The sequence below is a fragment of the Luteibacter sp. KNZ12-1A genome (genome assembly GCF_056755675.1).
Genome location: NZ_JBPGXU010000032.1, coordinates 25,034 through 37,532 on the forward strand (window position 1 = coordinate 25,034; position 12,499 = coordinate 37,532).

Annotated in this window: 13 protein-coding genes; 8 read left to right on the forward strand and 5 right to left on the reverse strand. The window is 66.9% G+C overall.

Annotated features, from left to right (window positions below; all coding sequences use genetic code 11):
- Positions 1–36: 36 nt before the first annotated feature.
- From ACR9ZJ_RS09025 to ACR9ZJ_RS09035, 3 genes are read right to left on the reverse strand one after another with little or no spacing between them, the layout of a single operon-like run.
- Positions 37–2,031, reverse strand: coding sequence for a transglutaminase TgpA family protein (locus ACR9ZJ_RS09025; protein ID WP_481287576.1), 1,995 nt, complete (start codon positions 2,029–2,031; stop codon positions 37–39).
- The gene (locus ACR9ZJ_RS09030) at positions 2,028–2,984 is read right to left on the reverse strand and encodes a DUF58 domain-containing protein (RefSeq protein WP_481287577.1); all 957 of its coding nucleotides are present in this window, start codon (positions 2,982–2,984) and stop codon (positions 2,028–2,030) included. Before ACR9ZJ_RS09030 ends, ACR9ZJ_RS09025 begins: the two co-directional genes overlap by 4 nt.
- Entirely contained in the window at positions 2,984–3,925 is a 942-nt protein-coding gene (locus tag ACR9ZJ_RS09035; RefSeq protein WP_371023007.1) for an AAA family ATPase, read from the reverse strand. The genes ACR9ZJ_RS09030 and ACR9ZJ_RS09035 overlap by 1 nt, the downstream gene beginning before the upstream one ends.
- Positions 3,926–3,930: 5 nt before the next feature.
- On the opposite strand from ACR9ZJ_RS09035, the gene ACR9ZJ_RS09040 reads away from it, so the two are divergent.
- A complete protein-coding gene (locus tag ACR9ZJ_RS09040) occupies positions 3,931–5,550 on the forward strand; it encodes an ArnT family glycosyltransferase (protein WP_481287578.1) in 1,620 nt (539 codons plus the stop codon).
- Positions 5,551–5,563: 13 nt separating this feature from the next.
- Here ACR9ZJ_RS09040 and ACR9ZJ_RS09045 read toward each other — a convergent pair whose 3' ends face one another.
- Both ACR9ZJ_RS09045 and ACR9ZJ_RS09050 read right to left on the reverse strand, forming a co-directional pair.
- Complete coding sequence (locus tag ACR9ZJ_RS09045; RefSeq protein WP_481287579.1) at positions 5,564–6,148, reverse strand: Maf family protein; 585 nt, start codon at positions 6,146–6,148, stop codon at positions 5,564–5,566.
- Between the two features lie 2 nt (positions 6,149–6,150).
- Complete coding sequence (locus ACR9ZJ_RS09050) at positions 6,151–6,597, reverse strand: hypothetical protein (protein ID WP_481287580.1); 447 nt, start codon at positions 6,595–6,597, stop codon at positions 6,151–6,153.
- 157 nt (positions 6,598–6,754) lie between these two features.
- On the opposite strand from ACR9ZJ_RS09050, the gene ACR9ZJ_RS09055 reads away from it, so the two are divergent.
- The 7 genes from ACR9ZJ_RS09055 to fabF all read left to right on the forward strand — a co-directional run.
- The gene (locus ACR9ZJ_RS09055) at positions 6,755–7,270 is read left to right on the forward strand and encodes a YceD family protein (protein WP_481287581.1); all 516 of its coding nucleotides are present in this window, start codon (positions 6,755–6,757) and stop codon (positions 7,268–7,270) included.
- Positions 7,271–7,288: 18 nt separating this feature from the next.
- Positions 7,289–7,483 (forward strand): 50S ribosomal protein L32, encoded by a 195-nt coding sequence (rpmF, locus tag ACR9ZJ_RS09060; protein ID WP_072321355.1) that lies wholly within the window; start codon positions 7,289–7,291, stop codon positions 7,481–7,483.
- A 132-nt stretch (positions 7,484–7,615) separates the two neighbouring features.
- Positions 7,616–8,584, forward strand: coding sequence for a beta-ketoacyl-ACP synthase III (locus ACR9ZJ_RS09065; protein WP_481282703.1), 969 nt, complete (start codon positions 7,616–7,618; stop codon positions 8,582–8,584).
- Positions 8,585–8,916: 332 nt separating this feature from the next.
- Positions 8,917–9,867 carry an ACP S-malonyltransferase gene (gene fabD, locus ACR9ZJ_RS09070; protein ID WP_481287582.1) on the forward strand — a complete coding sequence of 317 codons (951 nt, stop codon included), beginning with the start codon at positions 8,917–8,919 and terminating at the stop codon, positions 9,865–9,867.
- Positions 9,868–9,895: 28 nt separating this feature from the next.
- Complete coding sequence (fabG, locus tag ACR9ZJ_RS09075) at positions 9,896–10,639, forward strand: 3-oxoacyl-ACP reductase FabG (RefSeq protein ID WP_481287583.1); 744 nt, start codon at positions 9,896–9,898, stop codon at positions 10,637–10,639.
- A 170-nt stretch (positions 10,640–10,809) separates the two neighbouring features.
- The gene (gene acpP / locus ACR9ZJ_RS09080) at positions 10,810–11,049 is read left to right on the forward strand and encodes an acyl carrier protein (protein WP_481280674.1); all 240 of its coding nucleotides are present in this window, start codon (positions 10,810–10,812) and stop codon (positions 11,047–11,049) included.
- Between the two features lie 150 nt (positions 11,050–11,199).
- A partial coding sequence (gene fabF / locus ACR9ZJ_RS09085) for a beta-ketoacyl-ACP synthase II (RefSeq protein WP_481287584.1) occupies positions 11,200–12,499 on the forward strand: 1,300 nt, incomplete at its 3' end.

The following is a 12,499-nucleotide window of genomic DNA, read 5'->3' on the forward strand; positions in this document are numbered from 1 at the left end:
TCCTGGAGGCACCGGGCACGGCCGATACCATGCCTGCTATTTGACCACGCGGCGCGCCTTTAATTCCTTCACCGCACGACCGAATTCGCTCACCGATTCAGGCGGCGGTTCGTCATACCCGTAGCGCGACCGCAAGTAAAGCTCGCTCAACCTTTCCAATGCATTTCTTTGCGCGGGCAACGCGCGTGCGGCGCGCGCGAAGAAATGCCTTGGTCCTTCACCTGCCCGTCGCGTTACGCCGGCCTTCGCAAGCTTTCGCTGCAACCGTCGCATCCACGCATCCAGTGCGTCGCCTTCACGGCGCTGGAACAACGCCCAGCCCAGCGCGGCCGCCACCAGCAAGGCACAGCCGATCGCAAAGACCAGTGCGAGATCGGTGACCTCGGCATGGGCGATGCCGAACGGTTGCAGCAGTCCCTGCTGGCGTAACGCGTCGAAACCGATAACGCCGCGGTTCCACCATTGGTTGACGACATCCCAGCGGTCGCGCAGGTTGCGCAACCAGGGCATGTCGAACAATCCCTCTTCGCCGCCATGGCCCGCCGCGGCCGCGGCCGCACCCAACTGCACGCGCTCGGGCCTGACCGAGGCGGTGGGATCGAAACGCACCCAGCCACGGCCTTCCAGCCAGACCTCCGACCAGGCATGCGCATCCGACCGGCGTACCAGCAGGTAACTGCCCGTGGTGTTCCAGTAGCCACCCTGGTAACCCGTGACCACGCGGGCGGGAATACCTGCTGCACGCATGAGGAAGGTGAAGGTCGAGGCGAAGTGTTCGCAGTAGCCTTCGCGCGTCTGGAACAGGAAGTCGTCGATCCGGTCCCTGCCCAGCGGGGCGGGCGCGAGCGTGTACGAGAAGTCGGCATGGAACATCGCCAGCGCGGCTCGCGCGATGGCCGCATGGTCGGCGCCATGGCGCTGCGCCCAGGATGCCGCCAGTTCGCGTGCCTTCGGGCCGGCGCCCATCGGCAGTTGCAGGTTGTCCCGGCGGACACCTTCGTCCAGGACAGGCTCGAACCGATAGCTGGTGGCGGCGAGCGCGGAGAAGGTCAACACCTCGTCGATGCGCCGGTTGGCCAACACGGTGTGGTCCGGCCGCAGGACGGTGTCGGGCGGCGCCATCGTCGCCAGGTCGAGCATCGGCACGACGCGGTCGTGGGTCGGTTCCAGCGACGCCTGGTAGGCGATGCGCTTGCCGTATTCGGCGTCCGACGGTGGGCGCCGCGAACTGCGCGAGCCCGGACTCCATCCCTGGCCGTCGAACTGTTGCATCGTGTATGCGCGGAAATAACGGGCGGCATTCGGTGGCGGCGGACCATCGAAGCTGACACGTAGGGCCGGCGTGTCGTCCGTCATCAAGTCGAGCATGTCGCCGGGTGACAGGCGGTTCGACAAGCCCGTCACCGCCTGGCTGTTCTGCGGCGTGCCCCACAGCGGCGTGCTGAGGCGCGGCACGAAAAGGAAGGCGAACAACGACAGCGGCACGGCGGCAAGCAATGCGAGCAGCACAGGCATGAACTCGCGCGACCACGGCGTCGCTTGCGGCTCCACTTCCTCCAGCGAGCGCAACGTGGCCAGCGCCGGTACCAGTCCCAGGCTCACGAAGAGGCTGGCGACCAGGCCCTGATCGAAGAGCAGGGCGCTCATCAAGGCGAAGCATGCGAACGCGATACCGACGCGAGCGTCGCGCCGGTGCTCGCTCTCCAGCAGCTTGAGCACCAGCAGGCCGACGGCGAACGCGCTGCCCGGTTCGCGCCCGAACAAGGTGCCGTTCTGCAGGATCACCACGGCCAGGAGCAGCCCGATGAGCGGCAGCTTGATCCAGAATGGCGCGTTGCGACCGCCGCGGCGGCGCTGCTGCCAGCGGGCGACCAGCACGACGCCCAGGGCGGTGGTCAGCCACCATGGCAGATGCATGGCGTGGACCAGCAGCACGAAGCCCATGGTGAGGCAGAGCAGGTCGAACGATCGTGCGTGGAGCACGGGGTCGCCGGTCGGCCGGCGGCTCAGCGAGGGACGGACGCCGGTCATGGCCGCAGCGCCAGGGCGGTCATGCAACGGTGGTAGTGCTCGTCGCCTTGGGCGACGTCGAAATACCCGTCCGGCAGTTTCAGGCTCCAGCGCCTGCCGGTTTCCCTCGCTTCGTCGATCCAGCGGGCGAGGCGCGCGATCCGCGATTCGTCGTCGAGGCCATGCATGCCATCCCAATCCAGCCGCCAGTCTTCCTGGGGGGCGGGTTGTTCGAGATCCTTCACCAGCAGGCCGTGGTGACGCGCGCTCAACTTCCAGGCGATCTGCCGCCGCGGATCGCCCGGGCGGTATTCACGCAGGGCGGCCAGCTCGTCGCCCGGGCGTGGGCGTCCGCGGTCGGCATCGCCACGCGGTTCGAACGGCTTGGGACCGAGCGCCTCCGGACGCGGATAGACGAGCACGGCGCGATCGGGATTGAGCCAGCTCCACACGCGGAACATGCCCAGCGGCCAGCGGCTGTGCACGCGCATCCGTGGCAGTGCGAGCCATCCGCGGAATTCCGTGGGCAGGTCGAATTCCACGGTCGTGGCGGCGCCGGCGGGTACGACGAAAACGTGCTCCCGCCCCTGGATATCGAGACGCACCGCCATGCGTTCGCGCTGACTGGCGCCGATGTCGAGCGACACCCGGATGGGTTCGCCGGCGCGGGCGGTCCCTGCGCGAAGGCCGCCGATGGTCAGGCCGTTGAGCACGCGAAAGGCCACGAGCATGCTGCCGGCGGTGGCGGCGCCGAGCAGGCAGGTGAGCATCAGCGCCGCGTTGTTGGCGTAGTTGAGCGAACCCACCAGCATCACGCCGAGCAGCACCGAGAAGCCCAAGCCGAAACCGGTCGGCACGATGTAGATGCGTCGGCGGTGCAACTGGATGGGCAAGGATTCGCGTTGGCGCAACCGGGTCAGCGAAGGCAGGCGGCGTTCCGCCCAGGCGACCAGCCGCTGGGCGCGTGAGGGCATCAGGGCACCGCGGTCTCGGCCAGGATGGATCGCGCGATGGCTTCGCGGTGGCTGCCACGGCCGGGGACGAGGCGGTGCGCGGCGGCCGGCACGAAGACGGTCTGCAGGTCTTCTGGAATCACGTAGTCGCGTCCGCTCAACAGGGCCCACGACCGCGACGCGGCGAGCAGGGCCAGGCCGGCGCGGGGTGAAAGACCGACGCGCACCTCGTTGTGCTTCCGGCTGGCGGCAAGCAAGGCTTGCAGGTAATCGAGCAGCGCGGGGCTCACCTTCACCGACTGCGCCGCGGCGTGCAGCTGGCCGATCGCCGTGACATCGAGGCGCGGCGTGAGCGAAGCCATCATGTCGCGGCGATCCTCGCCGGTGAGCAGGGCGCGTTCCGCGGCGGGGTCGGGGTAATCGAGGCTGAGCCGCAGCATGAAGCGGTCCAGCTGCGAATCGGGCAGGGGAAAGGTGCCGGCCAGGTCGAGCGGGTTCTGCGTGGCCACGACGAAGAAGGGGCGCGGCAGTTCGCGGGTGACACCGTCGACGGTGACCTGGCCCTCGGCCATCGCTTCGAGCAGCGCGCTCTGCGATTTCGGTGTCGCCCGGTTGATCTCGTCGGCGAGCAGCAGGCTGGTGAAGATGGAGCCGGGATGAAAACGGAATTCGCCGGTCTCGCGCTCGTACACGCTGACCCCGATAATGTCCGATGGCAGGAGGTCACTGGTGAACTGGATGCGTTGGAAGTCGAGATCGAACGTGGCGGCCAGCGCATGCGCGAGCGTCGTCTTGCCTACCCCGGGCACGTCCTCCAGCAGCAGGTGTCCGCCCGCGATGAGGCAGGTGAAGGCCAGCTTCACCTGGCGAGGCTTGCCCAGCAGCACCCCGTTGACCTGGGCCAGGGCGGCATCCAGGCGATGCCGGAGCATTTCATCGTGGAGTGGATTCGTCGCGGACATGATCGATGCGTCTGCCCCCCGTCCTGGCCATGTCGATGAGTGAGCGTTCGAGTGTAGCGGTGCCGGCGCGATCCTGGCGAGCGATGTTCCTCGTCCTGCTGGCGGTGTCCCTCATGGCCAGGGTGGTCATAGCGTGCACGTTGTCGCCCTTCGGTGACGAGGCGTTCTATTGGCAGGAGAGCCTCGCGCCGGCGTGGGGCTACAGCGACCTTCCGCCACTGACCGCATGGCTGATCGCCCTTTCCGAGGGCGTGCTTGGTCATGGCCTTTTCGCCATGCGCCTGCCGTTCCTGCTTATCGGCACCTGCGTGCCGTGGCAGGTGGCGGCCATCGCGAGTCGCTACGGTGGCGACGTGGAGCGCTGGCAGGCGGCCACCTTCGCCCTCGTGTTGCCATTGGTGGGAAGCCTTGGCGTGTTGGCGCTGCCGGACGTGCCCCTCACCTTCGCCATCGTGCTGGCGACACGGGGCCTGCTCGCCGCGCTGGAAACCGACCGGCTTCGCGACTGGGCATGGCTTGGGCTGGGGCTCGCCATCGCATGGGCCACGCATTACCGGGCCGCGATGGCGATGCTTGCCGGGGTGATCTTCCTGCTCGCCATGCCGCGTGGCCGCGCGCAATGGTCACGGCCCGGCCTGTGGCTGGCATCGGCGATCGCCTCCATCGGCCTGTTGCCGATCGTCTTCTACAACCTGGGGTCGCAAGGCGCGGGGATCGCGTTCCAGGTCGTCGAACGGAACCCATGGCGCTTCCATGCCGATGCCCTGGTGCAGCCGCTCGAGCAGGCGATCACCTGCACTCCCGTGGCATGGGTGGTGATGCTGTGGGCATTGTGGCGATCGTGGCGGCGACGCGATGAGGCACCTTTCGACGCGGTGGCGACCATCGCCGGCACCTTCGTCGTGGCGTACTTCGTGCTCGGGCTCTTCGCGGACGACATACGCTTCCGCGTGCACTGGCCACTGCCGGGATATGTGCTGATCTGCGCCGTCCTGCCCGGCCTGCTTCGCGATGCCTCCACGACCTGGCGGCGGACGGCGTTCGCGGGATTCGCGCTCGCCGGTCTCGGCCTTGCGGCTGGCCTGGGTTATCTGGGACTGGCTGCTTCGAAGGACGGCGCGGCGCGTCTCGCCGGCGTCAAGGCGTTCCCCTCGAATTTCACCGGCTGGAGCGAAAGCGCGCAGGCGGTGCGCAAGCAGCTCGCCCTTCGGCCGGGGCTGATCGTCGTGGCCGACAACTTCATGCTCGCGGCGGAGCTGCGCTTCGCGTTGGGTGGTGCGCGCGAGGTGTATTCGCTGGACAGCCCCTTGAACGTCAAGCATGGGCGCGCACCACAACTCGCGGCCTGGCGGCTCGACGAATCGGCGCTCGCGGCGCATGCCGGACAGCCGCTCCTGCTCGTGGTCGACGAGACGGCGTTGCGGGAACGCGAGAAGAGGGACTGGCTGGGCTCGGTCTGTTCGCGGGTGGAGGTCATGTCGCCCCTGGAACGGGTGGACCGCTTCGATGGACGCCGGCGTTTCGCGTTGTACGCGGCCACCGCGCGTGCGATGCGCGGTTCGTCGACCGATCCCGACGCCTGCGTGGTGTGGACCTCGGCCTATCGGGCGTCGCTGGCGCCGTAGTGTTCGCGAAAACCTACGGAAGGACGACCCCGGCGGCACGCAGCAACCGCGAGGTGGCGATCAACGGCAAGCCGACCAGCGCCGTGGGGTCTTCATTGTCGATCCGTTCGAACAAGGCGATGCCCAGGCCCTCGCACTTGAAGCTTCCTGCGCAATCGAGGGGCCGTTCGCGTTCGACATAACGGGCGATGTCTTCCGTGCTCAGTTCGCGGAAACGCACCCGCGTCTCGTCGACATGCGTCGTCGCGTCCCCTCGCAGGTCGATCACGCAGACCGCCGTGTGGAAGACCACGTCACGACCCGAACTGGCCGCCAGCTGCTTGTGCGCCGCATGCACCGTGACCGGTTTGTCCAGCACGGTGCCGTCGAGGTCGGCGACCTGGTCCGAGCCGATCACCACCGCGCCCGGGCGTATCTCCGCCACCGCGCGCGCCTTGGCTTCCGCCAGGCGGGCCGCCCGTGCGCCGGGACGCTCGTCCGGGAGGGCGGCTTCATCGGTGCCCGGCGAGGCTTGCTCGAAGTGCTCGAGCAGCCGCCGCAACAGGCTGGCGCGGTAGGGCGAGGTGGAGGCGAGGACGACGGTGGCTTGCGGTGACACGATCAGAACTCCTTGTGGATATGTTCGCGCACGGCGGTATCGAGCGCCGTCTGCGCATCGTCGAGGGCGCGCAACCGCGGCTCCAGCTGATGCCGGGCCCGGACCAGGGCGTCCACCGCCTCGTCCAGTTCACGCTGGCTGGCATCGGGTGCCCGGTCGCGGATCCACAGGCGTTGCTGGAGTAGGGCGCGGAGCCCCGAGTCGACCGCTTGCTGGGCTTCGACCTCGCCGGTGGCGGGCAGGTCGGGACTGACCGACATGACGGCGTGGGCCCGTTGCAGGCGGTCGCGACAGTCCTTGAGATCGGACTCCAGGCGGTCGGCATTGTCCATGAGATCTTGCAGGGCGCCATGCCGGCGGCGCGAACGCTGGTGCCGTACCGTCCATGCGCACAAGCCCACGGCGACGATGATCACCCCGGCAAGTGCATAATAGGCAAAGGAAAACACGCGACCTCTTCCCCCTGGTGGGCGTGCTGCGGCAAACTGGCCGGAAGGAAGCGAGTCTGCCCGAAAGTCCCGACGCTGCGCAAAAGCGCGCCGTTCCTGGATGCCGGAGGCCTAACCGGTTGACTTCAAGGGTGTTGATGCCTACCATTTCACGATTATGTCCGTGACTTTGCCATCGTCCGTGGACGCTTGGCGCGAGGTTCGTGCGCGGCGTTCGTTCCAGGGTCAGCTCCCCGTGTCCGCATTGAAGCGTCTCGGAGAGGTGGTCGCGTCTCCCGAAGGGGACGTAACCTACACGCTGGATTTCGGTCGCGACGAATTCGGTACCGCCTACGTGGCCGTGCTTGCGAAAGCCCAGTTGACGCTGATCTGCCAGCGCTCACTGGAGCCTTTCCAGTTGCCGGTGGAGGTCGATACCCGTCTCGGACTGATCGTCGAGGAAAGTGAAGAGGCTTCGCTGCCCCCGGGCTACGAGGCGCTGCTGGTCGAACAGGACGGCAAGCTCGACCTGGTCGCGACGATCGAAGATGAACTGCTGTTGGCGCTGCCCCTGGTCCCGGTGAATCCGGATCACGAGTTGCCCGACGACGTAACCGGACCCGGCGAGGACGAAACACCCTCGCAGGAAACATCTGAAAACCCGTTCGCGGCACTCCGCGGACTCATAAAGTAATTTCGCTGGAGATTTGTCATGGCCGTTGCCAAAAGCCGCAAGACCCCGTCCACCCGCGGCATGCGTCGTTCGCACGATGCGCTGAAGACCGTGCAGCTGTCGACCGATCCGACGAGCGGCGAAGTCCACCTGCGTCACCACGTGACCAAGGATGGCTTCTACCGCGGCAAGAAGGTCATCGACACCCGCGGCGCGGTTGAAGTCGAGGACTGATCTCCCTACCTTGGGGAAGATCACAACGCAGGCGGCGCGGTAACGCGCCGTTTTGCATTTGTGGCATCCAGCTTTCCGGCCCCGGGGCAGACATCGCTCCGGGCGAATCCTCCCTCACTTGGGGATACGGTTCTGAAATACGCCCGCATCATCGGTACCGGCAGCGCGCTTCCCGAGAAAGTGCTGACCAATGCCGACCTCGAAAAGATCGTCGATACGAGCGACGAGTGGATCCGCACGCGCACCGGCATCACCGAGCGTCACATCGCGGCGGATGGTGAAACCACTGGCGATCTCGCCTTCCTCGCCGCGCAGCGCGCGCTCGAGGCGGCGGGGGTCAAGGCGTCCGAGATCGACCTCATCGTGCTCGGCACCACCACGCCCGACATCATCTTCCCGTCCACCGCCTGCCTCGTGCAGCACCGGTTGGGCGCCAACGGTTGCGCGGCGTTCGACGTCAACGCGGCGTGCTCGGGCTTCGTGTACGCCCTGGGCGTGGCCAATGCCTTCATGCGCAGTGGTCAGTCGAAGAAGGCCCTGGTGATCGGTGCCGAAACGCTCACCCGCATGGTCGACTGGACCGAGCGCGAGACCTGCGTCCTGTTCGGCGACGGTGCCGGTGCCGTGGTGCTGGAGGCTTCGGACGAGCCGGGCATCTTCACCACCCGCATGCGCGCCGACGGCGGATTCAAGCACCTGCTGTTCAATCCGGTCGGTGTGTCCGCCGGGTTCACCGACGCCCCCAACCACGGCGTGCGCATCAACATGCTCGGGCGCGAGGTCTTCAAGGTCGCGGTGAAGACGCTGGATTCCCTGGTGGGCGAGACCCTCGAGGACGCCGGGATGAAGGAAGACGAGATCGACTGGCTGATCCCGCACCAGGCGAACCTGCGCATCATCGAGGCGACGGCCAAGCGCCTGAACATGTCGATGGACCGGGTCATCGTCACGGTGGACAAGCACGCCAACACGTCCTCGGGCTCCGTGCCGCTCGCGCTCGACTACGCGGTGCGCTCGGGCAAGGTCCAGCGTGGCCAGAACCTGCTGCTGGAAGCCTTCGGCGGCGGCTTCACCTGGGCCTCTGCGCTGCTGCGCTACTAGGCTGCCGGAATCGCCGACAGGGTCGGCTCCCACCAGGGCTTGCAGTCCTACCAGGGCTTGCGGTTCCTGCCGGGTTTTGCGGTCCTTCGGGTGGAGGCTCTGGTGGGAGCCGACCTTGTCGGCGATGGGTGCTTGCCTCGACCTTGCCCGTTGCCACGAGATCGCCGCTGAAGCGGCTCCCACCCTCACCCTGCCGCCCCTGCGCCCCAGAGCGGCCTCGCCAAAGCGGCCCTCGCCGCCCCGGGCAGGCATCCTCCACACGCCCGCGAATGGTGCATTGGCCCATGGGTTGCTGGCACCATGCGCGGTTTGAAGTACCGGAATCGCTTCGCATGACCTCATCCAGCGCATCGCTCGCCTTCGTTTTCCCCGGTCAGGGTTCGCAGTCCGTCGGCATGCTCGCCGACCTGGCCGCGAATCACGGGGAAGTCCGCGCCACCTTCGAGGAAGCCTCGGCTGGCGCCGGCATCGATCTTTGGGATATCAGCCAGAACGGCCCCGAGGACACCCTCAACAGCACGGAGAACACGCAGCCGGCCCTGTTGGCCGCCAGCGTCGCTGTCTGGCGCGTATGGCGGAAGCTGGGCGGGCCGGTGCCGGCCTACCTGTCCGGCCACAGCCTGGGCGAGTACAGCGCCCTGGTGGTCGCCGGTGCGCTCTCGCTGGAGGATGCGGCCGGCCTGGTCGCCCAGCGTGGCCGCCTGATGCAGGCCGCGGTGCCGGCCGGCGTGGGTGCCATGGCGGCCATCCTCGGCGGTGACGATGCGCAGATCGCCCAGGTGTGCGAGGAAGTCGCCCAGGGCCAGGTCGTCGCCCCGGCCAACTACAACTCCCCCGGACAGCTGGTGATCGCCGGACACGCCGAGGCGGTGGACCGCGCGCTCGCCCGCCTGGCCGAGCTGGGCGTGAAGAAGGTCGTGAAGCTGGCCGTGTCCGTGCCCTCGCATTGCATGCTCATGCGCGATGCGGCCGATAAGCTCGGGGAGGCGATGAACGCGCTGGAGTGGCGCATGCCTTCGATCCCGGTGGTCCAGAACGCCGATGCACGGGTGCATGCGTCCCTGGAGGACATCCGCGGCGCGCTGATGCGTCAGCTCTACCTGCCGGTGCGTTGGACCGAGTGCATGCAGGCGCTGGCCGCCGCAGGAATCGTCCAGACGATGGAATGCGGCCCGGGTAAGGTCCTTTCCGGCCTCATCAAGCGCATCGACAAGTCGATCGATGGCAAGGCCATCGGCACCCCGGCCGACCTCGAGGCGGCGCTGTCCCCCGCGTCCGCCTGATCCCATTCAAGTACCACAGGACATCCCCATGAGCTCATCCCTGAAGGGTGAAATCGCCCTCGTCACCGGCGCCAGCCGCGGTATCGGCGCGGCGATCGCCGATCGCCTCGCCTCGCTCGGCGCCACCGTGTTCGGCACCGCCACCAGCGAAGCCGGTGCCAAGGCCATCGACGAACGCCTCGCCGCGCACGGCGGCCATGGCCGCGTGCTCGACGTGACCGATGCCGGGGCGATCGAATCGCTCATCGACGGCATCGGCAAGGAAACCGGCGCCATCTCGATCCTGGTGAACAACGCCGGCATCACGCGCGACCAGCTCCTCATGCGCATGAAGGAAGATGACTGGAACGCCATCATCGAAACCAACCTCACCTCGGTGTTCCGCACGTCGAAAGCGGTGATGCGCGGGATGATGAAGGCGCGCAAGGGCCGGATCATCAGCATCGCCTCGGTGGTCGGCGTCACCGGCAACCCGGGGCAGGCGAACTACGCGGCCGCCAAGGCCGGCATCATCGCGTTCTCGAAATCGCTGGCCCGTGAGATCGGTTCCCGCGGAATCACCGTGAACGTGGTGGCACCTGGCTTCATCGACACCGACATGACCCGCGCCCTGCCGGAAGAACAGCGCACCGCGTTGCTTTCGGGCATCGCCCTGGGCCACCTGGGCGATGCCGGCGATATCGCCGAGGCGGTGGCCTTCCTGGCCTCTCCGGCGGCCAAGTACATCACCGGCGAGACGTTGCACGTCAACGGTGGCATGTACATGCCCTGATGGGCCAGGGCCGGCGGCAGTCGCCACCGGCCCGTTTTTGAGAGACAATCGTCATTTCGCGCCCGGCTAAGAAAAACCGGGCGTCACCCACGTGACGGCGGTGTGTTGGCGGGTTCTGTCCTTAGCCACTACAATGCCGCCGGATTTTTCCCTCGGGAGGTAAAGGCAACATGAGCACCATCGAAGAGCGCGTCAAGAAGATCGTCGTTGAACAGCTGGGCGTTAAGGAAGAGGATGTCAGCCCGAACGCTTCGTTCGTGGACGATCTGGGCGCCGATTCGCTCGATACCGTTGAGCTCGTGATGGCTCTCGAAGAAGAGTTCGAATGCGAGATCCCGGACGAAGAAGCCGAAAAGATCACGACGGTCCAGCAGGCGGTCGATTACGTCAAGGCCCACGTCAAGGCCTGATCGAGCGACTGGCTGTCGATCGGAGGCGCCGCCTCCCGTCGATCTCCGAGCGACACGGAAGCTGCGCCTCATGGCGCAGTTTTCGTTTGCGTCTAACGCAACCTGCGCCCGCGTATGGTTTGCGCGGAACACAGTGAAGGATGAGAACGCATGAGTAAACGACGTGTGGTAGTGACCGGTATGGGCATCGTCTCGCCGGTCGGCAACGATGTCGCCACCGCCTGGAAAAATGTCGTCGAAGGCAACAGCGGCATCGGCCCTGTGACCGCGTTCGACGCCAGCGCCTACACCACCCGCATCGCGGGTGAGGTCGAAGGTTTCGATGCCGTCGACGCGTACTTCGCCGGCACCGACGCCCCGGACGACGAACGGCGCGCCATCGCGAAGGACTTCAAGCGGATGGACCCGTTCATCCACTACGGCATCGTCGCCGGCACGCATGCGTTCCGCCAGTCGGGCCTCGTCGTGACCGATGAGAACGCCGGCCGCATCGGCGTGGCCGCGGGTGCCGGCATCGGTGGCCTGCACACCATCGAGGGCACGGCCCTCGAACTGGCGGAAAAGGGCCCGCGCAAGGTCTCGCCGTTCTATGTGCCGAGTTCGATCATCAACATGGTGGCCGGCAACCTGTCGATCTACCACGGCATGAAGGGCCCGAACATCGCGTTGGTGTCGGCGTGCACCACGGCCGCGCACAACATCGGCATGGCGATGCGCCTGATCCAGTACGGCGATGCCGATGCGATGCTCGCTGGCGGTGCCGAGTTCGCCACCACGCCCACGGCCATGGCCGGTTTCTGCTCGGCCAAGGCGATGTCAACGCGCAACGACGACCCGGCGCATGCCAGCCGTCCGTGGGATGTCGGCCGTGACGGTTTCCTGCTGTCCAACGGCGCGGGCATGTTGATGCTCGAGGAATACGAGTTCGCCAAGGCGCGTGGCGCGAACATCCTCGCCGAACTCATCGGTTTCGGCATGAGCGGCGACGCTTACCACATCACCGCGCCCAGTGGCGACGGCGCCGAGCTGGCGATGCGCAACGCGCTGCACGATGCGGGCATTCAGCCGTCCGAAGTGCAGTACGTCAATGCGCACGGCACGTCCACGCCCGTGGGCGACCTGGGCGAAGCCAAGGCCATCCGCAACGTGTTCGGCGAGCACGCCACGAAGAAGGGCAAGTTCGCGGTCAGCTCCACCAAGTCGGTCACCGGTCACCTGCTCGGTGCCGCGGGCGGCGTGGAAGCGATCTTCTCCATCCAGGCCCTGCGCGAGGGCATCATGCCGCCCACGATGAACCTCGTCGACGTGGACCCGGAAGTCGCGGCGCTGGGCATGGACCTCGTGCCGAACAAGGCGGAGAAGGCGGACATCGAGGTGGTCATGTCGAATTCGTTCGGCTTTGGCGGCACCAACGGCACGCTCGTTTTCCGTCTGTCTCTTATACACATCT